24 protein-coding genes are annotated in these 23006 nt (G+C 66.5%); 12 read left to right on the plus strand and 12 right to left on the minus strand.

The features are described 5' to 3' along the window. The first annotated feature begins 1 nt into the window (after nucleotide 1). Nucleotides 2–628 (plus strand): hypothetical protein, encoded by a 627-nt coding sequence (locus P8R42_00110; protein ID MDG2303048.1) that lies wholly within the window; start codon nucleotides 2–4, stop codon nucleotides 626–628. Between the two features lie 69 nt (nucleotides 629–697). Continuing rightward, nucleotides 698–1954: a sulfate adenylyltransferase gene (locus P8R42_00115; protein MDG2303049.1), complete on the plus strand. Its 1257-nt coding sequence runs from the start codon at nucleotides 698–700 to the stop codon at nucleotides 1952–1954. A gap of 3 nt (nucleotides 1955–1957) precedes the next feature. On the opposite strand, the gene P8R42_00120 is transcribed toward P8R42_00115, so the two are convergent. Genes P8R42_00120 through polA form a run of 4 tightly spaced genes read right to left on the minus strand, consistent with a single transcriptional unit; the run spans nucleotide 1958 to nucleotide 6270 of the window. After that, nucleotides 1958–2287: a hypothetical protein gene (locus P8R42_00120; GenBank protein MDG2303050.1), complete on the minus strand. Its 330-nt coding sequence runs from the start codon at nucleotides 2285–2287 to the stop codon at nucleotides 1958–1960. Nucleotides 2288–2310: 23 nt separating this feature from the next. Beyond that, nucleotides 2311–3024, minus strand: coding sequence for a zf-HC2 domain-containing protein (locus P8R42_00125; GenBank protein MDG2303051.1), 714 nt, complete (start codon nucleotides 3022–3024; stop codon nucleotides 2311–2313). Further along, nucleotides 3021–3614 (minus strand): sigma-70 family RNA polymerase sigma factor, encoded by a 594-nt coding sequence (locus P8R42_00130; GenBank protein ID MDG2303052.1) that lies wholly within the window; start codon nucleotides 3612–3614, stop codon nucleotides 3021–3023. The genes P8R42_00125 and P8R42_00130 overlap by 4 nt, the downstream gene beginning before the upstream one ends. 25 nt (nucleotides 3615–3639) lie before the next feature. Beyond that, on the minus strand, nucleotides 3640–6270 hold the full coding sequence (gene polA, locus P8R42_00135; protein MDG2303053.1) for a DNA polymerase I: 2631 nt from the start codon (nucleotides 6268–6270) through the stop codon (nucleotides 3640–3642). A gap of 115 nt (nucleotides 6271–6385) precedes the next feature. On the opposite strand from polA, the gene P8R42_00140 reads away from it, so the two are divergent. Genes P8R42_00140 through P8R42_00155 form a run of 4 tightly spaced genes read left to right on the plus strand, consistent with a single transcriptional unit; the run spans nucleotide 6386 to nucleotide 10866 of the window. After that, nucleotides 6386–7147, plus strand: coding sequence for an ABC transporter ATP-binding protein (locus tag P8R42_00140; protein ID MDG2303054.1), 762 nt, complete (start codon nucleotides 6386–6388; stop codon nucleotides 7145–7147). Between the two features lie 9 nt (nucleotides 7148–7156). Beyond that, a complete protein-coding gene (locus P8R42_00145) occupies nucleotides 7157–7933 on the plus strand; it encodes an ABC transporter permease subunit (GenBank protein MDG2303055.1) in 777 nt (258 codons plus the stop codon). A gap of 11 nt (nucleotides 7934–7944) precedes the next feature. Then, a complete protein-coding gene (locus P8R42_00150) occupies nucleotides 7945–9480 on the plus strand; it encodes a Gldg family protein (protein ID MDG2303056.1) in 1536 nt (511 codons plus the stop codon). Between the two features lie 3 nt (nucleotides 9481–9483). Continuing rightward, on the plus strand, nucleotides 9484–10866 hold the full coding sequence (locus P8R42_00155; protein ID MDG2303057.1) for a DUF4340 domain-containing protein: 1383 nt from the start codon (nucleotides 9484–9486) through the stop codon (nucleotides 10864–10866). A 5-nt stretch (nucleotides 10867–10871) separates the two neighbouring features. On the opposite strand, the gene hisC is transcribed toward P8R42_00155, so the two are convergent. Further along, complete coding sequence (gene hisC / locus P8R42_00160) at nucleotides 10872–11957, minus strand: histidinol-phosphate transaminase (GenBank protein ID MDG2303058.1); 1086 nt, start codon at nucleotides 11955–11957, stop codon at nucleotides 10872–10874. A gap of 62 nt (nucleotides 11958–12019) precedes the next feature. On the opposite strand from hisC, the gene P8R42_00165 reads away from it, so the two are divergent. Then, nucleotides 12020–12298 (plus strand): type II toxin-antitoxin system RelE/ParE family toxin, encoded by a 279-nt coding sequence (locus P8R42_00165; protein ID MDG2303059.1) that lies wholly within the window; start codon nucleotides 12020–12022, stop codon nucleotides 12296–12298. Nucleotides 12299–12323: 25 nt separating this feature from the next. Here the strand turns inward: P8R42_00165 and P8R42_00170 are convergent, their stop codons facing one another. Next, nucleotides 12324–12977, minus strand: coding sequence for a lytic transglycosylase domain-containing protein (locus P8R42_00170; protein ID MDG2303060.1), 654 nt, complete (start codon nucleotides 12975–12977; stop codon nucleotides 12324–12326). A gap of 343 nt (nucleotides 12978–13320) precedes the next feature. Here P8R42_00170 and P8R42_00175 point away from each other — a divergent pair, with 343 nt between their 5' ends. From P8R42_00175 to P8R42_00190, 4 genes are all read left to right on the plus strand, one after another. Beyond that, nucleotides 13321–13860 (plus strand): hypothetical protein, encoded by a 540-nt coding sequence (locus P8R42_00175; GenBank protein ID MDG2303061.1) that lies wholly within the window; start codon nucleotides 13321–13323, stop codon nucleotides 13858–13860. 30 nt (nucleotides 13861–13890) lie between these two features. Continuing rightward, nucleotides 13891–14187: a hypothetical protein gene (locus P8R42_00180; GenBank protein MDG2303062.1), complete on the plus strand. Its 297-nt coding sequence runs from the start codon at nucleotides 13891–13893 to the stop codon at nucleotides 14185–14187. A 295-nt stretch (nucleotides 14188–14482) separates the two neighbouring features. Further along, the gene (locus tag P8R42_00185) at nucleotides 14483–15574 is read left to right on the plus strand and encodes a hypothetical protein (protein ID MDG2303063.1); all 1092 of its coding nucleotides are present in this window, start codon (nucleotides 14483–14485) and stop codon (nucleotides 15572–15574) included. Beyond that, nucleotides 15571–16122, plus strand: a complete 552-nt coding sequence (locus P8R42_00190) for a hypothetical protein (GenBank protein ID MDG2303064.1) — start codon at nucleotides 15571–15573, stop codon at nucleotides 16120–16122. The genes P8R42_00185 and P8R42_00190 overlap by 4 nt, the downstream gene beginning before the upstream one ends. Nucleotides 16123–16143: 21 nt before the next feature. Here P8R42_00190 and hemB read toward each other — a convergent pair whose 3' ends face one another. Beyond that, nucleotides 16144–17127, minus strand: a complete 984-nt coding sequence (hemB, locus tag P8R42_00195; protein MDG2303065.1) for a porphobilinogen synthase — start codon at nucleotides 17125–17127, stop codon at nucleotides 16144–16146. Beyond that, nucleotides 17127–18668: a uroporphyrinogen-III C-methyltransferase gene (cobA, locus tag P8R42_00200; protein MDG2303066.1), complete on the minus strand. Its 1542-nt coding sequence runs from the start codon at nucleotides 18666–18668 to the stop codon at nucleotides 17127–17129. The genes hemB and cobA overlap by 1 nt, the downstream gene beginning before the upstream one ends. A 99-nt stretch (nucleotides 18669–18767) precedes the next feature. On the opposite strand from cobA, the gene P8R42_00205 reads away from it, so the two are divergent. Further along, on the plus strand, nucleotides 18768–19166 hold the full coding sequence (locus P8R42_00205; GenBank protein ID MDG2303067.1) for a hypothetical protein: 399 nt from the start codon (nucleotides 18768–18770) through the stop codon (nucleotides 19164–19166). A gap of 6 nt (nucleotides 19167–19172) precedes the next feature. On the opposite strand, the gene hemC is transcribed toward P8R42_00205, so the two are convergent. From hemC to P8R42_00225, 4 genes are read right to left on the minus strand one after another with little or no spacing between them, the layout of a single operon-like run. Continuing rightward, nucleotides 19173–20177: a hydroxymethylbilane synthase gene (gene hemC / locus P8R42_00210; protein ID MDG2303068.1), complete on the minus strand. Its 1005-nt coding sequence runs from the start codon at nucleotides 20175–20177 to the stop codon at nucleotides 19173–19175. Then, nucleotides 20164–21528, minus strand: a complete 1365-nt coding sequence (gene hemA, locus P8R42_00215; protein ID MDG2303069.1) for a glutamyl-tRNA reductase — start codon at nucleotides 21526–21528, stop codon at nucleotides 20164–20166. The genes hemC and hemA overlap by 14 nt, the downstream gene beginning before the upstream one ends. Beyond that, the gene (locus P8R42_00220; GenBank protein MDG2303070.1) at nucleotides 21525–22346 is read right to left on the minus strand and encodes a cytochrome c biogenesis protein; all 822 of its coding nucleotides are present in this window, start codon (nucleotides 22344–22346) and stop codon (nucleotides 21525–21527) included. The genes hemA and P8R42_00220 overlap by 4 nt, the downstream gene beginning before the upstream one ends. Then, nucleotides 22346–23005: a bifunctional precorrin-2 dehydrogenase/sirohydrochlorin ferrochelatase gene (locus P8R42_00225; protein ID MDG2303071.1), complete on the minus strand. Its 660-nt coding sequence runs from the start codon at nucleotides 23003–23005 to the stop codon at nucleotides 22346–22348. Before P8R42_00225 ends, P8R42_00220 begins: the two co-directional genes overlap by 1 nt. Between the last annotated feature and the right edge of the window lies 1 nt (nucleotide 23006).

Here is a 23006-nt window from a genome sequence, read left to right on the forward strand (position 1 = left end):
GGTGGCGCTGACCGACGACCAGATCGACCTGTACAGCCGGCAGATCATCCTGCAGGAGCTCGGCGGCGTCGGGCAGAAGAAGCTTCTTGACGGACGGTGCCTTCTGCGCGGGAGCGGCCCGGCATTCGAGGCCGCCGCCACATACCTGGTCGGTGCCGGCGTGGGTGTCGTCGACCTCCTGCGAAGCGTGACGGACGCCCCCGTCGCGTTCGCGCCGATTGAGACGCGAAACCCGCACGTCCGACCAGGCGGGGCCGCAACGCCGGCCCTCGCGAGCTACGACGTCCTGCTCGACGCACCGGGCGCCCTGTCCGTAGACACCGGCCCCGGCCACGCGCGCCGCGGAGAGATCGCGGTGTACGGGGGCCCGGCGCAAAGCTTCATCGATTTGGTCCCGTCGCGGTCGGGATGCATCGCTTGCTGTGCACCCGAGCGCGCTCAGGAGCCCATGCCCGCCCTCGACGCCCTACAAGCCGGGTCCCTCGCCGCCCTGGCGGCGCTTCTCTGGCTCGCCGAGATCGGGCCCGAGACCGGCCCAAGACGAATGACACTGGCCCGGAACGCGCCAACCTGGACCGAGAACGCGCTCGGGCCGACCTCAGCGTGTTCGCGTCCTTGCCGCCCCTGAGGCCCAAGGCTAAGGTTGGGGATTCCCCTGCGCCCGCAGGTCCCCAATAAAACTCGAGGATTTTCGCACATGGCTGATCTGATCGCGCCCCACGGTGGACTCACCGAACCCGCTTCCCACACCGTCGCCGCCGACCGCGTCGACGCGTTCCGCTCCGACGCCGCCAGCCTTCCCAAGGTCCCGGTATCCGACGCGGACCTCTCGACGGTCTACCGCTTCGGTGATGGCGCCCTGAGCCCCCTCACCGGCCCGATGGACGAGGCCACCTTCAACCGCGTCCTCGACGAAGCCTACATCGAGAACAACGGCAAGAAGTACGCGTGGACCATCCCGCTGTCGCTACCCGTCACGGGCGAGTTGGCGGGAACGCTCTCGAAGGGCGACCGCGTCGCGCTCACGAACTCCAAGGACGAGGTCGTTGCCGTCCTCGACCTGACCGACGTCTTCGTCTGGGACAAGGCCCGCTACCTGAAGTCCGTTTACGGCACCGACCGCACGGATCACCCGGGTGCCGACATGGTCATGAAGGGCGATGCCGACAAGAGCCACCTCATCGGTGGCACCATCGAGGTCCTCCCGCAGCCGAAGAATCCCGCGTTCGGCAACTCCGTCCTCACGCCTCACGAGGTCCGTGCCCTGCTCGCTACGAAGGGCTGGGAGCGCGTCGTGGCGTTCCAGACCCGCAACCCGCTCCACCGCGCCCACGAATACGCGCTGGTGTACGGCCTCGAGACCCTGATCCGCGCGGGGCACAACGCAGGTGCCTGCCTGAACCCGCTCATCGGCGAGACCAAGGGCGATGACGTCCCCGCCGACACCCGCATGCGCACGTACGAGAAGCTCATCGAAGACAAGAGCATCGGCGAGGGCGACTCCGACCCGGACCTCTGGGGCCCGCGCAGCGAGGCTGCCTCCCAGCGCGTCATGCTCCTCGGCCTCGACATCAAGATGTTCTACGGCGGCCCGAAGGAAGCGGTGATGCACGGCATCTACCGCCAGAACTTCGGCTTCACCGACATCATCATCGGCCGCAAGCACGCCGATGCGCCGTTCGCCGATGGCAGCGCCATCTGGGGAGATTTCGACGCGCAGGAGATCTTCAAGTCGCTCGGCGGAGATCTCAAGATCTCGACCGTCAACGTCGGCTTCGCAGCCTTCTACGAGTCGATGGGCCGGGTCGATCTCACCGAGCACCACAAGGACGAGAAGCCCGTTTCGATTTCGGGCAAGGACGTCCGCGCCGCGCTTCGCGAGGGAAAGCCGGTCGATCCGCGCATCATGCGCGAGTCGACCTCGAAGATCCTCGGCGCAGCGATGTCGAGCTGAGCTTTACGCGTACGGAGGTGGACGGACCCCGTCCACCTCCAGCGTAACGCCGTAGACTTCGGTCAGCAGGAAGCCCAAGGCCAACATGCTGACCAGCAGCGTCCCGAGGGACGCGAGCGCGACTCCCGAGAGAATCAGGCCGAGCAGCATACCTGCCAGGCCGATGACGGGCGCGAGCAGATCCGAGTAGTTGAACGGGTCGACCGGGCGGGTGATCCGGACGAGTTCGGTCGCCGCCTCACGAGACATCAGGTCTTTGGGAAACTGAGCTCTCAGCCTAGACCAGAACTCGTTCACCTGCTCGACCAGCGCTTCGAAAGAGAACTCTTCCATCGGCCCCCCCTCCTAGCCGCCCGTTAGCGAGCGGCTGTGTCGCGCCAGAGTGACATGGCGTGATCGTTAAACTCGGCCGGGCCCACCTGGAGTTGCTGGGTCCATTCCGAACTCAGTTGCTCTTCGTTCGCCTCGGGCGCGAGTGCGATCGTCTCGACGCCGGAGCGGTTCGACACCTTCGCGGCCGCTACCTGCTGCGCCGTGGGCCCGCGCTTCGCGGGAGACGCAACGCGCGTCTCGGCCCCGTCGGTGGTGCCTTCCTGTGAAGCCGCGTCCGAGTACTTCTCGTCGGACAGCTGCGCCTTCTCGGCCGGGAACAGCAGGAAGGCCACGAGGCCCACCGCGACGGCGCCCATGCCGGCCGCTGCTGACGCCCGAAGCCGGCTACCCGTGCGAGCCGACCGTGACGAAGAATTCGCATGACGCCCGCCGGCACGGCCCCCGAAAAGGCGCCTGGACGCCGACTCTTCCGGTGCCGCCGGCTCGTCCGCTGAGACTTCGGACTGCTCGCCCTGAATCGCGCCTTCGACTCCGGCCCAGATAGGGCTCAAATCGGCAGACTCGACCTCGTGCTGAATCGTTGCGGCGAGAGCACTGCGCACGGCCTCCTTCGCCTGGAGGCCCTGCTCGCAACTCGGACATCGAGTGATGTGGAGCGCCGCGTCGCGCATGAGGCGACCGTCGAGCTCACCGTCGAAAAACGTGTCGAGCAATCGCTCCGTCTCGCGACAGTTCACACGAACTCCTTGAGCTGCGCCTGCAGCTTCTTACGTGCGTAGTGCAGGCGGCTCATTACCGTTCCCTTGGAGCACTGCATGACCTGGCTGATCTCCTCATAGGAGAGACTTTCCACCTCCCTCAATAGTATCACGGCTCTGTGATCCGGGGTCAACTCGCCGATGACCTCCCGGACACGGTCTCGGAGCTCCGCGTCCTTCGTCGCCTGGAAGGGGTCCGCGCTTGGATGGTCGTCGCGGAGGCGATCGAGGATACTTTCGGGTGGGCCGCCATCTTCACCGGAGCCGGGCCGGACGCTGTCGCCCATCGGTCGGCGCCATTCGCGCCGTTGATAGTCGATCGCGAGGTTGACCGCGATTCGGTAGATCCATGTATAGAAGCTGGCATCGCCCTTGAAACCTCCGATCGAACGGTAGGCCTTGATGAACGTCTCCTGGGTTACCTCGAGCGCGGCTTCGCGGTCGTGGAGCATCCCCGTGACCACGCCGAGCACCCTCCGCTGGTATTTCTCAACCAGCTCCCGGAAAGCCTCCTGATCTCCATCAGCCGCCTTCTGGACGAGCTCCCAATCTCGATTCTCTGAAGGCACTAGACGGTGCTCCACGAACGAAAATTCATTTGAGCAGGGCCCAGTTCGACCCGGATTTCAGATCCACCACCAAGGGCACGGCAAACTCTACGACCGACTCCATGCATTCCTGCACGATTTTGCCTATCGCCTTCATCTCCGCCTCGGGAACCTCGAACAACAGCTCATCGTGGACCTGCAACAGCATCTTCGCGGACGACTCGATCTCGGTCAGCTTTTGATCGACAGCCAGCATGGCCAGCTTGATGATATCGGCCGCGGTGCCCTGAATCGGGCTGTTCCAAGCCATCCTCTCGGCTGCCTGCCGCTTGCCCTGCTCCCGTGACGTCAGGTCCGGCAGGTTCCGCCGCCGGCCGGCGAGGGTCTCCACGTACCCATCCTCGCGCCCCTTCGCCACCACCCGGTCCACGAAATCCTTCACCTTCGCGTACCGCTCGAAGTACCGCTCGATGTACGCGGCGGCCTCACCCATGGGGATCCCCAGCTCTCCCGAGAGCCGGTGTGCGCCCATGCCATAGAGGATGCCGAAGTTGATGACTTTCGCACGGCTGCGCATCTCGGGAGTCACATCCGCCCCACCGACGTCGAAGACCTCGGACGCCGTCCGTCGGTGGATGTCCTCTCCCCCGCGGAAAGCCGCGAGGAGGACCGGATCCTCCGTCAGGTGAGCGAGCACGCGGAGTTCGATCTGGGAGTAATCCGCGGCCAGGAAGAGATGCCCGTCCGCCGGCACGAAGGCCTCCCGGATGCGGCGCCCCTCAGCGGTTCGAACGGGAATGTTCTGAAGGTTCGGATCGCTCGACGACAAGCGGCCCGTGGCCGCGACGGCCTGGTTGAACGACGTATGGACCCGGCCCGTCTCGGGATCGATCAACGGCAAGAGCCCGGTGACGTAGGTCGAGAGGAGCTTCGTTAGGCCACGGTGTTCGACCACCTTCGCCGGCAACGGATGCTTGTCCGCCAGCATCGCCAACACGTCGGCATTGACCGACAGCCCGGTCTTGCCCTTCTTCACGCCCTTGGTCGGAAGCTCCAGCCTCTCGAACAGCACCTTGCGCAGCTGCAGCGTCGAGTTGATCTTGAAGGGCCCCCCGGCGAGGTCGTGAATCTCCTTCTCGAGCCGCGCGGCGGTCGCCGAGAATTCGTCGGCGGCGCGCTCCAGAACCGCCGCATCAACGCGGATTCCCCGCTGCTCCATCGTCGCGAGAACCCGGGCGACCGGCAGCTCCATGTCGGCATATAGACCGTGCAGCCCGAGAGCCTGAACCTCGTCCTCCAGCCCCGGTGCCAGCTCGAGAACCGCGTTCGCGACGGCTGCGGCGCGTGCCGCGGGCTCGCCCTCCCCGGCTCCGTCGGCCGGCAACTCCTGGCCGAGCCGTTCCTTGGCCAACGCGTCGATCCCGTGCCCACGCCGCGACGGGTCGAGGACGTAGGACAGCAGCAAGGTGTCGGCAATCGCGCCGTCACCGGCGTCTGCGCCCTCGCCGTCGAGTCCGCACGCATGCAGGGCCGCCTTCAGGTCGCCTACGCAGACTTCGTGGGCGGCGCGACCCGCGAGCGCGTCTGCGAGGCCTTCGGGCATCCCGTCGCACACGAGAATTTCCTCGCTGCCGGGCGCACCAACCGCCGTGGCGACGACCTGACGACGCGCACCGACCCGTGCCGTGTCCCCGCTCGCGACCCCCAGGGCCACGCCGCCGGCAGCGAGGAGCCTCGTGACTTCTTCCGGTTCCGCGTGCCGCGTCTCTCGCACCGGAGTTGCGGGCTCCGGCGGCTCGTCCGCCAAATACCCCTTCAGCAGCGAATGGAGCTCGAGCTCGCGAGAGAGATCGCTCAGGGTCTCGAGATCGGGTGCGCGCAAGCGCAGAGAGTCCTCGGGAACACCGAGGTCGACGTCGCACTTGATCGTAACGAGGAAGCGGCTGGTTTCGGCGTCGTTGCGCCCCGCCTCGAGCTTCTTCTTGATGCCGGCCGCGCCCCGAAGGCCCAGATCGTCGATCTCACCCAGCCGATCGTACATCGCCGCGATCGTCCCGAAGTGCTCCATCAGACGCTTTGCGGTCTTCTCGCCGACCCCCTTCACCCCGGGGACGTTGTCGATCGCGTCGCCCATGAGGCCCATGACCTCGATGACGTTCTCGGGCCCGACGCCGAATTTCTCCCGCACACCCTCAGCCTCGGTCACCCGGTTCTTCATGGTGTCGATCAACCGGACCGTCGGACCGACGAGCTGCATCATGTCCTTGTCGCTCGTGACGATGTCGACCGAGCGGCCGTCAGCGACGGCCGTGGTGGTGAGTGTCCCGATCACGTCGTCGGCCTCGACCCCCTCGACCTCGAGCACGGGGAAGCCCAACGCCCTGACGATCTTCTTCACGTAGGGAATCTGCCGCTTCAGGTCGGACGGGGTCTCGGAGCGGCCGGCCTTGTACTCGGCGAAGACCTCGTCCCGAAACGTCTTCCCCGGCAGGTCGAAGACGACGATCACCTGGGAGTCCGGTTGCTCGCGCCGGAGCTTCGTGAGCATGCTCGTCACGCCGAAGACGGCGCCCGTCGGCAGTCCCTGCCGCGTCGTGAGCGGCGGGAGTGCGTGAAACGCTCGAAACAAGATCCCGCTCCCATCGACGAGGCACAGCGGGTCCCTCGCAGCTGACATTCGGGAGGGGGTATCAACGCGCGCGACCGAAGTCCATGCAATCGGCTTGACATCGAAAGGCGCCGTCACTAATTTCCCGGCCGCTCATGCAACCGGCGCAGTGTGATTCTCCAAGATGATCGAAGTCCACGAGCTCACGAAACGCTACGGCGACCGCGTCGCGGTAAGCGGCATCAGCTTCACCGCAAAGAGCGGTGAAATCCTCGGCTTCCTCGGACCGAACGGCGCCGGAAAGTCGACGACGATGCGGATGCTGACGGGCTTCCTCCCGCCGTCCGCCGGCAGCGCGGTGGTCGCCGGCTTCGATGTCGTCGAGCAGTCCGACGACGTCCGTCGCCGGATCGGATACCTCCCCGAGAACCCACCGCTGTATCCCGAGATGACTGTCCGTTCGTACCTCACGTTCGTCGCTCGACTGAAGGGTGTCGCGCGGGGCCGGGTCCGCGGGGCCTGCGACGAAGCCATCGAAAGGATGGGCCTCGCTGAGGTGTCCGGTCGGCTCCTGGCCCACCTCTCCAAGGGGTTCAAGCAACGAGTCGGGCTGGCCCAGGCTCTCGTCCACGATCCGGAGGTCCTGGTACTCGATGAACCGACGATCGGGCTCGACCCACGGCAGATCATCGAGATCCGGAGTCTGATTCGCGGGCTCTCCGGCAACCGGACGGTCATCCTCTCGACGCACATCCTGCCTGAGGTCTCCCAGATCTGTGACAAAGTGGTCGTGATCAACGAAGGGCGGATCATCTGCGAGGACTCGCGCGAGAATCTCACGCGCGACGCGACGCTCGAAGAGGTCTTCCTGCGGCTCATCACCGCGGACACCGCGCGACGCGAATCCGATGACGGCGCGCCCGCGCCCGCGCCAGTCGAGGCCTGAGTCGACGTCATGCGAAACGTGCTCACCATCGCCGGACGCGAATTCCGATCCATTTTCACCTCACCGATCGCGTACGTGGTCCTGACCGGGTTCCTCCTCCTAGGGGGATGGTTCTTCTTCAACCTCGTCGCGCGCTTCAATCTGCTAATCTCGCTGTACTCGAGCTTCCAGCAGATGGGCGACTCCGCGGCCGATATGAACCTGAACGAGTTCGTCGTCGCACCGCTCCTCCAGAATCTTGCGGTGATCCTGGTCATCCTCGTGCCGATGATCACGATGCGAAGCTTCGCGGAGGAGAAGCGCACCGGCACCTACGAGCTTCTCCTCACATCGCCGGTCGGGACCGGACAGATCGTGGTCGGGAAGTTCCTCGGCGTCGCCGGCTTCATCACGATCATGGTCGGCCTCACGAGCATCTACGGGTTCATACTCGCCGCGTACGGAAACCCTGAGATCGGCGTGATGCTGTCGGGCTATCTAGGCCTGCTCCTTCTCGCTCTCTCGTTCGTCGCGGTCGGGCTCTTCGCGTCGTCGGTGACCGAGAACCAGATCATCGCAGCCGTCACGGGACTCGTGATGCTCTTGCTGCTCTTCGTCATCGCCTGGCCGGCAGAGTCCGCGGGCGAGCCGCTCGGCTCGATCCTGCGCTACATCGCCGTGACGGAGCACTTCGGGGAGATGGTCCAGGGGGTCATCGACACGAAGAGCCTCATCTACTTTGCCTCGATGGTCATCGGGTGGATCTTCCTCACCCAGCGATCCGTCGAATCGATCCGCTGGCGCTGAGGAAGTCTTCGATGCGCCCTTCCAGCTCTCTTCTCGGTCTCGTCGGCGCCCTCGCGCTCTTCTTCGGGGTGACGTCGTACTTCCTCGTCGGCGAACTCGAGGCCTACTCGATCGCACACCTCGCGATCGGCGCCGTCCTTCTCCTGATCTACCTGGTGTCCAGCTTTCGAGACCTGGGTGCGCTCCTCAGCGCGAGGTCGACCCGATACGGCGCCAACATGGTGGTGTATTCGGTCCTCTTCATCGCGCTGCTCGCGGGCATCAATTGGCTCGGCGTACGATACAACCAGCGAATCGACCTGACGGAGGAAGGCGTCTTCACTCTCTCGCCCCAGGCGCGCACGGTACTCGAGAGCATCGATCGCGAGCTCGAATTCCAGGCGTTCCTCGAGGGCGGAAGGAACCCAGCCGTCGAGAACACGATGCGCAGCTTCTCCACCGTGTCACCGCTGGTCGTCGTCAAGTTGATCGACCCGGATCAGCAACCCGAGCTAACCCAGAAGTATGGGGTACGAACCTACGGTTCCGTACGGGTTCAGTACGGAGAACAAGCAACCACCGTCGAGCAACCGACCGAAGAGGCGCTGACCAACGCCCTCATCAAGGTGACCCGGGCCAAAACCCAGGTCGTCTACTTCGTCCAGGGCGAAGGCGAGCCCAACATCGACGACGTAGAAAATGCGGACGGCTACGGACAGCTCAAGGCCGATTTGCAAAACGAGCAGTACCAGGTCGAACCGCTGGTCCTTCTCCAGGAATCCGCCGTCCCGGACGACTGCGACGTACTCGCGATCGCCGCGCCCCTTCGCCCCCTCCTCGACCACGAGGTGGAAGCGATTCGCGCGTACCTCGACGGCGGCGGCCACGCGGTCTTCCTACTCCCGCCGCAGACGGGATCGGCCCTGGGCCCGCTGCTCACCGACTACGGCATCGAACTCGGCGACGACGTCGTCGTGGATCAGGTCGTACGAGTCTTCCAGGGGCCCACTCTCGGGTTGAACCCGATGGTGGAAACCTACGGCCCCCACCCCATCACCCAGGACATCCGCGAACGGACGATCTTCCCCCTGACCCGCAGCGTGACGCCGACCGAAACGCCCGAAGGCCTGACGGTCACCTCGATCGCGAAGACCAGTCCTTCGAGCTGGGCCGAATCCGATCTCGATACCCTCTTCGAGCAGAGTCAGGCCAGTCTCGACGAGGCCGACATCGCCGGACCGATCTCCATCGGCGTCGCCGCGACCGCCGACCGGAAGGCCCTCGGCAGCGGCGAGGGCCAAACACGACTCGTCGTGTACGGCACCGCCGCCGTCGCCGACAACCAACACATCAACATGCTCTTCAATCGCGACCTCGTGCTGAACTCCTTCGGTTGGCTGGGGGGCCAAGAGGAACTCGTCGCGATCCGCCCACGCACGGTGCGCAGCTCGCGTGTCCAGTTCAGCCGCGAAGAGGCGAGCACCATCTTCTACCTCTCCGTCCTGATCGTCCCCGAGCTCCTGATGGTGCTGGGACTCGCCGTTTGGTGGCGACGCTCGGCGCTCTGAGCCATGAGCTTCCGCAACACGGGAATCCTCGCGCTCCTCGTCGCGCTCCTCGGCGCCTACGTCTACTGGGTCGAACGACCGGCGATCGAGAAGGAAGGACGAACCGCGCGACTCCTCGACGTGTCGCCGGAAGACGTCACCCGCCTCGAACTGCAAACACCGACCGAGACGATTCGCGCCGAGAAGACGGGCCAGACCTGGATGCTCACGGCGCCCATCGAAGGTCCTGCCGACACAAGGGCCGTGGATACGATCCTGCGCACCACAGCCGCAGCCGAGCAGAAGCGCACCGTCGGCGATGGCTCGAACCTCGCCTCGTTCGGCCTCGAGGAGCCCGACGCGACCCTGCGGCTGTTCGCCGGCGACCGAGCCCTCCCCGCGCTCCACATCGGCAAGGGCACACCGATCGGCTTCAACGCCTACGCTCGGAGCGGAGACGATGGCGACGTCGTTCTCACGGCCGGGACCGTCCGCGCCGCGCTGATGAAGCAGCTCGCCGATCTTCGCGACAAGACGATCCTACACGTGTCCGAGGGCGACGTCGCCGCTCTCCTCCTGACCCCGCGCGCCGGCGCTGCCGTCCGGCTCGAACGGATGCAGGACGGCTGGCGACTTACCGCCCCGATCGAAGCTCCCGCCGCACAGGCAGCGGTGACGAACCTTTTGGCGGCCCTTCAGGCACTGCGCGCGGTCGAGTTCGCAACGGACCGGGGAGACGCCGCCGAGAACCGGCGCGGCCTCACCCCTCCCGCCCTCGAGGTGACGATCGAAACGAGCACCAGTGCGCCGGTCGTTCTACGAATCGGCGACGAGGTCGATCTCGGCGACAAGGCCCTCGTCGCGGCCATGATCCAGGGAGACGACCAGATCTACTACGTGGCAACGCACGTCCCCGGCAGTCTCGGCAAGACCGCCGCGGACCTGCAGGACAAGACGCTGCTCGCGGGCGCGGGGGACGACGTGACCGAACTCCGCGTTCGGCACGCCGATGGCGAGTCCTTCGCACTCGTGCGCGACGGGGACGCGTGGGCCTTTGCGGGTGACGCCGCCGATGCGGTCCAGCCGCTCATCGCCCAGCGGTTCGTCGACGACGTCCTCGCGCTCGAAGGCGATGAGATCCTGGCGAGTGATACCACCCTCGAGACCGTGGGCCTCGACACGCCGGACGTGGAAGTCACGATCGTCGATGCCGCGGGTACAGAGATTGGCACCCTGGTCGCCGGCCGGACTCCAGGCGAGAATGGCCCGATGTACCATGCCGCCACTCGAGACGGCGACTCCGTCTACACGTTGCGCGACTACGTCTTCACCAGAATCGCCAAGCGATCCGCCGACCTCACCGCCGGATCCCCTCCCGCGGCCAGCCCTCCCGCCATCGGCCCGTAGCGCTGTCAGCCCGTAGCGCCAATATCGGCTAGGGCGGCGAGAAGCGCGTCGATCTGATCTTCCGTACCGACCGTGATGCGGAGCCCGTCGGGCAGGTCGGTGAAGTGGCGGACGAGGACGCGCCGGTCACGCAGCGCCGCTGCCAGCGGAGCGAGGTCTTCGCCCGGCCGCACCGCGAACACGAAGTTCGTGTGCGAAGGCGCGACGGTGAACCCCAGGCGGCGGAGCGCGTCCGTCAGCCGAGTCCGCGTGGCGCGTACCCGCTCTACATGCGCCCGCATCCCGGCTTGATCCTGCAGAGCCGCGAGCGCCCCGGCCTGCGCAATCCGGCTCACGTTGTACGAGTCGCGGACCTTGTGCAGCTGCCTCGCGAGCGGGACGGAGGTCAGCGCGATCCCAATCCGCAAGCCGGCAAGCGAATACGACTTCGACAACGTGCGGAGGACCACCACGTTCGGCACCCGCCCCACCAATGGTAGAGCCGTCTCATCGGCGAAGTCGACATAGGCCTCGTCGATCACCACCACTGCGTCACTGCGACGTCGGGCCAACTCGTCCAGTGCGGAAACCGGAATGAGCGTTCCGGACGGCGCATTCGGATTGCAGACGAAGATCAGCCGGGCATCGGCCGTCGCGAGGCCCGCCGGAAGCGCGCGGTCGTCCTCGAACGGGACGTGAATGCTGCGTGCACCCTGCAACTCCACCAACGTGTCGTACAGAGAGTACGTAGGCACGGGGTACGCGATGCTCTGGCCGGGTGCGGTGGTCGCACGCACCAGGATCGAAAGCAGTTCGTCCGAACCGTTCCCGATCAGTACGCCGTCCGCATCGACGCCGTAGATCTCGGAGGCGCACTCGCGCACCTCTCGTGCCGACGGGTCCGGATAAAGCGCGAGGTTCTCGCAGGCGGCTGCGATCGCTTCGCGCACGCGCGCCGAGGGCGGGTACGGATTCTCGTTCGTGTTGAGCTTCACGAACCTGCCGTCCCCCGGCTGTTCTCCCGGGACGTAGCCCCCCATTGCGGCGACGTGAGGCAGTACGAGACTTGCCGCGTCGTTCGGGATTGTGCCTGGATCTGCGGTGTTTCTCACGGACATCGTCCCCGGTGGACCCCTCGATTCCTCTAAAGTCGCGCGCAGCGTAGGCCGAATTAATGACCACTTGGAGCGCCGATCTAATGAAGCTCAGCCTAACGTATAGCGCATACCGCGAGATGGAGCAGATCCCCGGACCCCCACTGCAGGAAATCGGAGAGGCCATCTTGTCGCTCGCCGAAGACCCGCTTCCTGCCGGGTCTGCCGTACTCGAAGGACAGGGAGGCTGTCTCTACCTCCAGATCGCCGAGTACTACATCCTCTATCACATCGACGAGGGCGACAGCGCGCTCACAGTCCTCGGTGTGGTCGAGGGTCCCGTTCAAACACTGCACTGATTCACGGGGACGAACGTTGCGTCCGCTAGGAGTTCGCGCCCACATCGGTGCGCCGCGCGGCCGCCCTAGCCACCGGAACTTCCAGGCCGTACGTTCCCGGCTGCGGTCCGATCAATGAGATCGCCAGAACCTTGGGGACGTAGCCCCGCGTGATGCGCGGCAGCAACCGGCGGTCGGCAAGCTCGAAGAAGTTCGCCTCGGGCCGCTTCTTCAACGCGCGACGTACCCTTCCCGGTCCCGCGTTGTACGCCGCGAGAGCCAGGTCCCAGCTCTCGAACTGATCGTAGAGATCGCGCAGATAGCGCGCCGCGGCCCGGGAGGACTTCTCGGGATCTCGGCGCTCATCCACCTTGCGATTGACCGTGAGTCCGTACAGACGCGCCGTCGAACGCGTGAACTGCCACATCCCAACGGCTCTGCGTCCGACCGCATTAGGGCGGAACCGGCTCTCGACCATCGGGAGATAAGCCAACTCCGCGGGAACGCCGTGCTCACCCAACTGTTCCTCGATCATCGGGACGTAGGCCACGCTTCGCTTGAGGGAGGTCCGCAGGGTAATCCGCCCGCGTCCAAGCATGTGTTCCACCCTTTGAGAGACGGTGGGGTGCCCCTGAAGCGTGCGGAGGCCCTCGGCTCCGACGCGAGGCGTCGAGAGATCCACCACGGCCGCTGCCGCCACAGGACCGATCTCCGTCGCCGCGGGGGGAACCGCCGGTCTCTGAAGCGGAGCCAGGCCGCACCCGACCGCAACAAGGGCGCAGGTTACGACGAGGCTGTCGCGTGTATGCAGGTGTCCCATCATTCCCCCCCTCAGGCGGGACCGACCACGTCGCCCTGCGACGCCTCCTCGATCGATCCTGCGGCCACCCAGATGAAGAAGGGCCCTCGAGCGGCCCTGGGTGACTTTCTCCGGCCCTTCCTCTCTAATTGATGAAAGGATGTCAAGGTCGGCCCAAGCGCCCTCAGGGGCCGTTCAGCTGCTTCTGATTGCTCGTTTCCCCTGACTCGAATAGCCAAGACGGATGCAGAATCGCCCGTCGATACGAGCCGCCGGAGCTCTTGCCGCCCTTTTAGCCATCGGCTGTGCCGGAGAGGGCCCCCCCGGGGTCGAAGAGGAGACCTGGTTGGGCCAGATCCAGACCGAGGTCTTCGACCAGAGTTGCCTCTCCGGGGCCTGCCACAACTCCGTCACCCGCGCCGGGAACCTCTCCCTCGCGGCCGGCGAATCGTACGACCAGCTGATCGACATCGAGCCCGAGAACAGCGCCGCCCGCGACGCCGGGCTGCTTCGGGTCCTGCCGAACTCCGTGGCGACCAGCTACCTCGTGTCGAAGCTCACAGGCGAGCTCACCAGTGACGAGGGCCCGCAGATGCCACTCCTTAGCTCCGCCCTCCCCCCAGACCAGATCGCGATGATCGAGGAATGGATCGCTGCGGGGGCGTCCGAGACCGACCCTCCCCCCGATTCGACCGGTCCCACCACGCCAACCAACCCCGACGCCCTGGTCGGAATGGTGCGCCAGTGGATCGCCGCCGGAGCGCCACCGGATCCGGCCGGGTGAGGCCCGTGCGAGACACGGAAGGAAGGCGACGTGGCTGACATCGAGATCCTGTCCCCAGTGGCGCTCGGACCGTCCGAAGCGGTCGAACTGGCCCCCGGCGTGACCTCGCTTGCGGGCAAGCGTCTCGGGATCCGCCGCGACAGTACGTGGCAGTCGTTCGAGATCTTTGCCGACGAACTCGGCCGTCTGGCGCGAGCCCGACTCGGTGTCGCCGAAGTCGTCACGTTCGATCCGGAGGCGAGAATAGGAACGCCGGAACACGAGAGCGCGCGGGTCGAGGCCTTTGCGCGGGAGGTGGATGCCGCGATCGTCGGCCTTGGCACTTGAGGATCGTGCACGTCGTGGAGTGTCCACGACACCCTGATCTGTGAGAAGGCGGGCGTACCGGCCGTCGTCGTTCTGACCGAGGTCTTCGAGAACCTCGGAGCCACCGCCGCCCGGGCTCGCGGCTTCACCGAGATCCGCCAACTGGTCCTCCCCCACCCGATGGAGACCCGGCCCAGAGGGGAGATCGTCGAGCTCGCTCGCGCTCGCTTCGACGAGATCGTCGGACTTCTCGTCGCCCCGGCTTGACGGCGACGCTGCCCTTCTGGATCCTCCCGGCGTGGCCCGCGGAACTCTGGTGTCGGAGCGATGGACGCTCCCCGAGGATCCCGACGCTCTTTTCCGGTTCGTCGAGAGCCAGGGGTGGGGCGATGGCCTGCCCGTCCTGCCGCCGACCGAGGCCCGCGTCCAGGCGATGCTCGACGCCACCCCGCGCGCCCCCTCGGAGTCAGTCGCCCGGATCGAACCCAGGCGAGGGGACGCAACGGTCGAGAAGATCGCGGTCAACGCCGTTCTGGCCGGCTGCGCACCGGAGACCTTCCCCGCGGTCCTCGCAGCGGTCGAGGCCGTGGCCCAGTCCGAGTTCAACCTCTACGCGCTCAACACGACGACCTGCTCCGCGACTCCGGCGGTGATGATCAACGGCCCCGCCCGGCGCGAGCTCGGTATCGAGTGCGGCTACTCCTGCCTCGGCCACAACGGCAGGGCCAACGCGACCATCGGGCGCGCGTTGCGTCTCGTCATGCGCAACGTCGGCGGTTCCATTCCGGGTGCGGTCAGCAAGTCTTGTTTCGGGCAGCCGGGCCGGATCTCCCTGTGCTTCGGAGAATGGGAGGAACGCAGTCCGTGGGAACCGTTCCACGTGCGTCGCGGGTTCGACGCGAAACAGAGCGTCATCACCGTCACCTGCGCAACGGGCACGCAGGACGTGGCCGACGTCTGGGCCAACAGCGGCGCGGACCTCGTCGAGGTTCTCGCGCACGGAATCGACTGGATAGGCAACAACAAGGTGTTGGTGCCGCAGGATCGCGGCGACATGTTGCTGCTCCTCTGCCCGGACTTCGCGCACAAGATCGCACGAGACGGGCTCTCCATCCCGGACGTCCAGCAGATCCTGTTCGACAAGACGCGGACTCCCGTGGAGCGTTGGCCCAAAGCCTATTGGCCGACCCTCGAGGAGCGCGGCTACATCGAAAGCGACGGCACCGTACCACTTGCCGCCCGGCCCGATCAGTTCCTGATTGCGGTTGCCGGCGGCGAGTCCGGGCATCACGCCCTGTACTTCTGCACCTTCGGCCTCACATGGACCGTCAGTCGCTCGTTCGAGAACCGCCCCGCTCTGGGCGACGACGGCGAGGTTTGCGAACTCCCCGGGACGGGGGCCGCGTGAAGACCCACAGCGGCATCCCACTCGTCCTCGCGTTCGCCCTGCTCCTTCTCGCTCTGGGGTCGCAGGCGCAGACCGCAGCATCGGACAAGCTGCCGCCGGCGGGGGACGTTCTTCCGTTCCGACTTCTGTACGGCAACCCGGGCCAGATCCAGTCGAACGAGACGGCCTGCTACGTCTGGAGCGAAGGCGGCCGCCTGCACGTACGCATCACGTCGGATGGAACCCCCCACGAGGTGCAAGGAGAACTCCACGTCACCCCGGCCGGCGTCCTGAAGGACGTTTCACTCGAGGAAGCCGGCTTGCGCATCCGTCAGCCGACCCCCTCGCTACTGCAGTTCGACCTGCGCACCAATGGCGAGCCGGAGGAGCTGTCGGTCGTCCTCGCCGGAGACGTCGAGATCCTCCGGGTGAGCGTGCGACTCGACGGCGAAGCGCGCGCCGAGGCACTGCGCATCGGCGAACGCCAAGAGCGACCGAAGGGCCTCCCCGCGGATCTCGCGCTGACCGGTGCGCGCGCGAGTTGGATCGAGCGCTTCGGCTTCAACTGAGGAGGCGATCGCCGCGGCGACTCACTTCCACGCCGCGCGGCGGGCCGCGGACTCCGCGAAGTACGTCAGGATGAAGTCCGCACCCGCCCGGTGGATCGACCCAAGCGTTTCGTCGACTACGCGTTCTTCGTCGATCATCCCACGCTCGCCGGCCGCCTTGATCATCGCGTACTCACCGCTCACCTGATAAGCCGCGACGGGCACGTTGCAGGCGGCACGAACGGCAGCCAAGACATCCAGGTTGGGAAGAGCCGGCTTGACCATGACCATGTCGGCGCCTTCCGCGAGATCCTGTTCGAGCTCACGCATCGCCTCGCGACCGTTGGCCGGGTCCATCTGATAGCTCCGCCGATCGCCGGAGCTCGGGGCCGACTCTGCCGCGTCGCGAAACGGCCCGTAGAACCCCGATGCGTACTTGACCGCGTACGAGAGGATCGGCAGGTGCTCGAATCCGGCAGCGTCGAGCCTGCCGCGAATCGCGCCGACCCGCCCGTCCATCATGTCCGAAGGTGCGACGATGTCAGCACCCGCGCGCGCATGGGACACCGCTTCACGGGCCAGGAGTTCGAGCGTCGGGTCGTTCAAGACCTCTTCGTCGCGCAACACACCGCAATGTCCGTGATCGGTGTACTCGCACAGACAGACGTCGGTGATGAGCGTCAACTCGGGCAGATCCTTCCGCAGCGCGGCGAGCGCCTGCTGCACGACGCCCTCGTCGCTCCACGCCTCGGTACCGGTCGCATCCTTCTCTTCGGGAATCCCGAAGAGAATGACGCTCCGAACTCCGGCGTCGAAGGCCCGTCCCGCCTCTTCGCTCACGCGATCGACGGACCACCGTCGCACCCCGGGCATCGAGGAAACCTCCTCCGCCTTCCCCTTGCCGGGTACGATGAAGAGCGGAAGGACCAGCGAGGCAGGATGAAGTCGGGTTTCGCGAACGAGGGCCCGAAGACGCTCGGTCGCCCTCAATCGGCGCGGCCGTACCGCAGGAAAGTGTCCGGGCATCAGCCCTCCTCCTTTGCGAACGCCGTCAGAATCGCGTTCGTCAGTGCCGGGACCGTGTATGGATCCGACACGATCTCTACTTGGAGCCCCGCGTCACGCGCGGTCTGGGCGGTAATCGGACCGATGCAGGCGATCCGCGCTCCGGAAATCGCGAGACGTCCCGGCCCGTCGTGCGCATCCACCAGCATCAGGAAACTCGTCACCGTGCTCGAGCTGGTAAACGTCAGACAATCCGGCGGACTGCCCGCGAGCACGTTCTTCAGCCGCGCGGCGCCGCCCGTGGGAGGAACGCTCTCGTACGTCCCGATCTCGTCGACGACCGCGCCGCGCGCTCGCAACGTCTCGGGAAGGATCGTTCGCGCGCCCACCGCGCGCGGCAGCAGAACGCGCTTGCCCTGGAGGTCGTGCCCCTCGAGCGCGGCCAACAACCCTTCGGCCTTGAAGTCGTCCGGAACGAGATCCGGCTCGAGGTGAAGACGTTGGAGCGACCGCCCGGTCTCGCTCCCGATGACACCGAGCCGCAGCCGATGCAGCGCGCGCAGGTCGCGACCGGACGCGAACAGCTGCTCGAAGAACACGTCCACACCGTTCGCACTCGTGAAGAGCAGCCAGTCGTACTCGTCGAGTGCCGAGAACGCCCGCTCCAGCTCGGAGGTCGCGGCGGTGTTCGTACGGATCTCGATCACGGGACATTCGAGGACCTCGGCTCCCTGCTCCGCGAGAAGCTCTCGAAACCGTCCGGCCTGTGCGCGGGTCCGGGTCACGAGCACCCGCCGACCGAACAAAGGACGCCGCTCGAACCAGGCCATGCGATCCCGGAGGCGCACAACCTCGCCGATCACGATCGTAGCCGGCGGGCGAATTCCTTCCGCCGCGGCGAGCTCCGCCAAGCTGCCCACGGTTCCCTCCACGACGACCTGCTGGGGCCGCGAGGCCCACCGGAGCGCTGCCGCCGGGGTGTTCGGCGAGAGTCCGGCGTCGAGCAGCCGTGCGAGGTTCGCTCGGAGCTGCGTGAGGCCCATGAGAAGAACAATCGTGTTGCCCGCGGTCGCGACGTTTTTCCAATCGACGCGCGACGACATCTTCCCGTTGGCCTCGTGCCCCGTGAGAACGGTCACCCCGGAAACCCAGTCGCGATGCGTCACCGGAATTCCCGCGTACGCCGGTCCGGCAAGCGCGGACGTCACGCCCGGAACGATCTCGAAGGTCACCCCCGCCGCCGCTAACGCCTCGGCCTCTTCTCCGCCGCGGCCGAACACGAACGGATCTCCGCCCTTGAGACGCACCACCGTCCGACCCGCCGCCGCGTGCTCCAACAGCAGCGCGTTGATGTCCGACTGCTCGAGGAGGTGCGGGCCGGCTCCGTGCTTTCCTGCGAACACTCGCTCGGCCGCCGCAGGGGCATGTGCGAGCAACTGCGCGTTGGCGAGGTAGTCGTAGACCACGACGTCCGCACGGCGGAGACACTCACGCCCGCGAAGCGTCAGGCACCCGGGGTCGCCGGGGCCTGCCCCGACGAGATAGACGAATCCAACTCCCACCGCGCAACAGGTATCCCTGCCCCGGAGGCCTCGCAAGCGCGCCACACGGCGACGGCGGCGCACTGGCACCTCTCGCAGGCAGCGGATAGCGTTTTCTCCGTGCGTACCCTCCTGCTCACGATCGGCGTCTTCCTCGGCATTTCTTTCGCTGCGACCCCCTCCACAATCGCGGAGAACACTCCCCGAGGCGTTCGCCCGGGCAACCCGATCGAGCTGCGCGGCGAGGTCGTCGAGGTCGGCTGCTACCTGCGGGACGGAAGTCGTGGCGAGGGGCACAAAGCCTGTGCACTCAGGTGCCTGAAGAACGGCGGTCAGCTCGGTATCGTCGAGGACGGCACCGGCGTCCTGTATCCCCTGGCCGGCTCCGAGCCCGCGACCGATCCCAGCGCCGCCGCCCGGGAGCAGATCGCGGAGCACGTCGCCGTTCACGGGCGGGTGTACGAGCGCGCGGGAAGCCGCGTGCTGGTCGTCGACGACCTCGAACGGATCGACAGGTAACGCGGCTCAGGTCTCGGCGGCCATCTGGCGCTCGACTTCGTCGAGCACGTCGCGTGCGCCCTGAGCAATCAGGCGCTGCGCCAACTCGACACCGACGGCGCCCGCCGCCCCGGTCGCCTGCGCACGCAGAATCGTCTTTCCGTCCAGGCTCGCGACCAACCCATCGAGACGAACCTCGTTTGCGGTCGTTGCTCGGGCGAGCCCCGCGACGGGAACGACGCAGCTCGCTTCGAGCTCGCGTACGAAGGAGCGCTCGGCGATGCACGCACTCGCGCTTGCCGGATCGTTCAAGACGGCCACGCACGCCTGAGTCGATGCATCGTCCTCGCGACACTCGATGGCCAATGCCCCCTGGCCCGGCGAGGGAAGAAAGCCGTTGCTGTCCAACGGCCGCGTGCGGATCTCCAGACCAAGCCGCGCCACGCCCGCCGCGGCCAAGACCACGGCGTCGACCTCTCCCCGCCGGAGCTTGTCCAACCTCGTGTCGACGTTCCCGCGGATCGCCGCCGTCGCGACGTCCGGTCGCCGAGCCGCGATCTGCGCCCGACGCCGCAGGCTTCCGGTTCCGATCCGAGCGCCGGCGCGGAGCGCGCTCAGAGCAGCGTCGCCATCCAGAAACCCGACCTCACCCACACGCGCATCTTCGGGGAGAACCAGAACATCACGCTCGTCCGCCCGCTCCGTCACTGCCGCCAGAACGAAACCCGCTGGCAACTCCGCCGGAACGTCCTTCATCGAGTGGATCGCGAGATCGATCTCTCCCCGCGCGAGGGACTCTTCGAGCTCCTTGATGAACAGTCCCTTCCCACCCACCTTCGCGAGGGAAACATCCGCGAGTCGATCCCCCGACGTCCGCACCACGACCAGCTCAGCCGGGTGGCCCGCGGCTTTCAGGCGCGCTGCCGTCTGCCCCGATTGCGCGAGCGCCAGAGGGCTGCCGCGGGTCCCGATCCGGAGCGGTCGCTTCCCAGACGCCGCTGCTCCCTCCTCCCCCCCGTCACCGTTCGCCATCGCCTCCCTCCTCTTCCGTCCGCTCCAGCCCGAAGAGCCGCTGCAGTACTTCAGCCGCCTCGGCCGCACGACCGTCATCCTCGCGAGCGATCTCCTTCAGAAGCGTCGTCGGGGGATGGAGGATCTTGTTCACGATGGCCTGCGTCATCGATTCGATGACCTTGCGGTCTCCGGCACCGACGGAACCCAGCGACGCGAGCGCGCGATCCAGCTCGGTCTGACGGATCACGTCGAGCTTGCTCCGCAGCGCGACGATGGTCGGCGTCACGTCGCGAGCGGAAAGTCCGCGCCACAGCTCCTCGGCCTCGGAGCGGACGATCTCTTCGGCGCGCTCGGCCTCGCGTTCTCGCTCCGCCTTGTGGTCGTCGGCCACCCGCGCGAGGTCGTCGATGTTGTACAGATAGACGTTCTGCAGATCGTTCAACGCCGGATCGAAGTTCCGCGGCACGCCGAGATCGATGAAGAACATCGGGCGGCGACGGCGAGCTTTCATCACGTCGTGCAGATGCGACGGGCTGACGACATGGCCGCTCACCGAAACGGAGCCCAGAACGACATCAGCAAGGTGCAGGTACTGCGGGAAGCGATCGAACGGAACCGGCGTCCCGTCAAAGTCCCGCGCGAGCTCGACCGCACGATCGAAGGAGCGGTTCGTCACCACGACGCTTGCGATTCCCGCGCGAAGCAGATGGCGGGCTGCGAGCTCGCTCATCTTGCCCGCGCCGATCAACATCGCCGTCTTGTCGCCGAGGTCGTCGAAGATCCGCTTCGCGAGATCGACCGCGGCCGAGCTCACGGAAACCGACTTCGCGGCCACACCGGTCTCCGTCCGAACTCGCTTCGCCACGCGGAACGATGCATCGAAGCACCGGCGGAGCACGCGAGCCGTTGCTCCGCTCTCGGTCGCGAGACGGTACTGCTCTTTCAGCTGCCCGAGGATCTGCGGCTCGCCCACGACCATCGAATCGAGACTCGCCGCGACGCGAAAGAGGTGCCGCACGGCCTGCCGTCCGCGGTGTACGTACCGATGCTCGGCGATGGCGGCGGCGGAGAGATCGCGATCTTCCGCGATGAAGTTCATCACGTCGTCGACGACGTCCGACCCGCGTGGGGAGACGCCGACGACCTCGACTCGGTTGCAGGTCGACAGGATCACCGCTTCCCGCAGCGGCAAACGCTCCAGCGCACGCTCGGCCATGGGGCCTAGGGCCAGCTCGCCGATCGCGAGCTTTTCGCGCAACTCCACGGGCGCCGTCTTGTGGTTCAGTCCGACGACCCACAGATCGACGTCTCGGTCGGCCGACTCCTCCGCTCGAAGCGGGCGCACCTTGGCAGACTCGCGCTCGCTCATCCGAAGCTATCCGCGTGTTGGCCGGGTGCGAGGACGTTAACGCCGATGAAAGCCACAAAGAGCACACCGAAGCCCACGATCGTGAGAGTTGCTGCCTGCCGTCCGCCCCAACCGACGGTAAACCGCCCCTGCAGGAGCACGGCGTAGATCACCCAGATGATCATCGTCCAGATGGTCCGGGGCTCCCACGACCAAAAGCGACCGAAGTACAGCTCCGCCCAGAGCACGCCGATCACGATGCTCAGCGTCAGGAGGACAAAACCCCATGTGAGAAACTTGAAATTGACCGTGTCGAGGCGCTCGAGGCTGGGCAGCCGCCAGAGAAAGCGACCGACGCTGTGCGCCTTCAGCTGCCGCTCTTCCCACAGATAGACGAGGCTCACCAAGCAGGCGAGCGCAAAGGCCGCGTTGCCGAGGTATGCGAGCGTGACGTGGATGAACAGCCACGGGCTGCGAAGTTCCGGCGGCGGATCCGGTGCACCGCCGTGCGCGACGAGAGCCGCCAGCACGCCAATGAAACCGATCGGCCCGACGACGGCCGCGAGGACCGCGAGACGAAAGCGGACCTGCGTGAGTAAGTAGACACCCGTCAGAAACAGAGCGAACACCGAAACCTGATCGGGGAACGTCGTAATCGCGATGGTCCCGACTTGCGCCGAACGAACGATCAGAGCGGCGGCTTGCGACACGAACGCGAACGCCATCGCCGTCGTACTCGTCCAGCGAGCCATGTTGCTGGGGCGGAGGATCCCCCAACCGCCCACGAGCGTTGCCAATAGATAGGTAACCAGGCTGAACTTCAGCAGCAGCGATTCCATCAGCCTTCCCCCTCCCCACCTTGCGACGCGGCTCGCGCAAGACCGCGACGAGCCCCCTCGGCCATCCGCTCGACGCGCGCGTCGTCTCCCTGACGAATCGCCTCGAGCAGCCCGCCGTCCAGCAGATCGGCGAACGCACGAGCGCGCCCGGCCCCCGGAGGCAGAGTTTCACGCAGCCTCCCGAGCAGCTCGACTGCGACGACGTACTCCTCACCCAAGGTCGCGTCGATCTCGTCGCGCACCCGAGTGGCCAGCGTCGGACTCGCACCCCCAGTGCTCACCGCCACCTGAAGGGGGCCCCGTTCGAGGGCGGCGGGCATGAGAAACGAGCAGCGCTCGACCTCATCTGCGGCGTTCACCCACAGCCCCCGGCGCTCCGCCTCGTCGAACACGGCCTGCTCGACGGCCAGGTCGCCGGTGGCGCTGAACACCAGCGATACGCCCTCGAGATCCGCCGCGTCGAACGGCCGCTGATGAAGTTCGACCGGGCCGTCTTCCTGCACGAGAGAGCGCAGCGCACCGGCCACGTCGATGGCGACGACACGCACCCGGGCGCCGGCCTCCAGCAGACGGGACACCTTTCGCGTAGCTACGGTGCCTCCACCCACGACGAGAACGAGCCGTCCGGCGAGGTCCAGCATGACCGGCAGATACCGCATG

This window comes from Candidatus Binatia bacterium (assembly GCA_029243485.1).
GTDB lineage: Bacteria > Desulfobacterota > Binatia > UBA12015 > UBA12015 > VGTG01.

Coding starts and splice junctions, on each gene's coding strand:
- P8R42_00115 (MDG2303049.1), top strand. CDS start 698: ATGGCTGATCTGATCGCGCCCCACGGTGGACTCACCGAACCCGCTTCC.
- P8R42_00120 (MDG2303050.1), bottom strand. CDS start 2,287: ATGGAAGAGTTCTCTTTCGAAGCGCTGGTCGAGCAGGTGAACGAGTTC.
- polA (MDG2303053.1), bottom strand. CDS start 6,270: ATGTCAGCTGCGAGGGACCCGCTGTGCCTCGTCGATGGGAGCGGGATC.
- P8R42_00140 (MDG2303054.1), top strand. CDS start 6,386: ATGATCGAAGTCCACGAGCTCACGAAACGCTACGGCGACCGCGTCGCG.
- P8R42_00145 (MDG2303055.1), top strand. CDS start 7,157: ATGCGAAACGTGCTCACCATCGCCGGACGCGAATTCCGATCCATTTTC.
- P8R42_00150 (MDG2303056.1), top strand. CDS start 7,945: ATGCGCCCTTCCAGCTCTCTTCTCGGTCTCGTCGGCGCCCTCGCGCTC.
- P8R42_00155 (MDG2303057.1), top strand. CDS start 9,484: ATGAGCTTCCGCAACACGGGAATCCTCGCGCTCCTCGTCGCGCTCCTC.
- P8R42_00165 (MDG2303059.1), top strand. CDS start 12,020: ATGACCACTTGGAGCGCCGATCTAATGAAGCTCAGCCTAACGTATAGC.
- P8R42_00175 (MDG2303061.1), top strand. CDS start 13,321: ATGCAGAATCGCCCGTCGATACGAGCCGCCGGAGCTCTTGCCGCCCTT.
- hemB (MDG2303065.1), bottom strand. CDS start 17,127: ATGCCCGGACACTTTCCTGCGGTACGGCCGCGCCGATTGAGGGCGACC.
- hemC (MDG2303068.1), bottom strand. CDS start 20,177: ATGGCGAACGGTGACGGGGGGGAGGAGGGAGCAGCGGCGTCTGGGAAG.
- hemA (MDG2303069.1), bottom strand. CDS start 21,528: ATGAGCGAGCGCGAGTCTGCCAAGGTGCGCCCGCTTCGAGCGGAGGAG.
- P8R42_00220 (MDG2303070.1), bottom strand. CDS start 22,346: ATGGAATCGCTGCTGCTGAAGTTCAGCCTGGTTACCTATCTATTGGCA.
- P8R42_00225 (MDG2303071.1), bottom strand. CDS start 23,005: ATGCGGTATCTGCCGGTCATGCTGGACCTCGCCGGACGGCTCGTTCTC.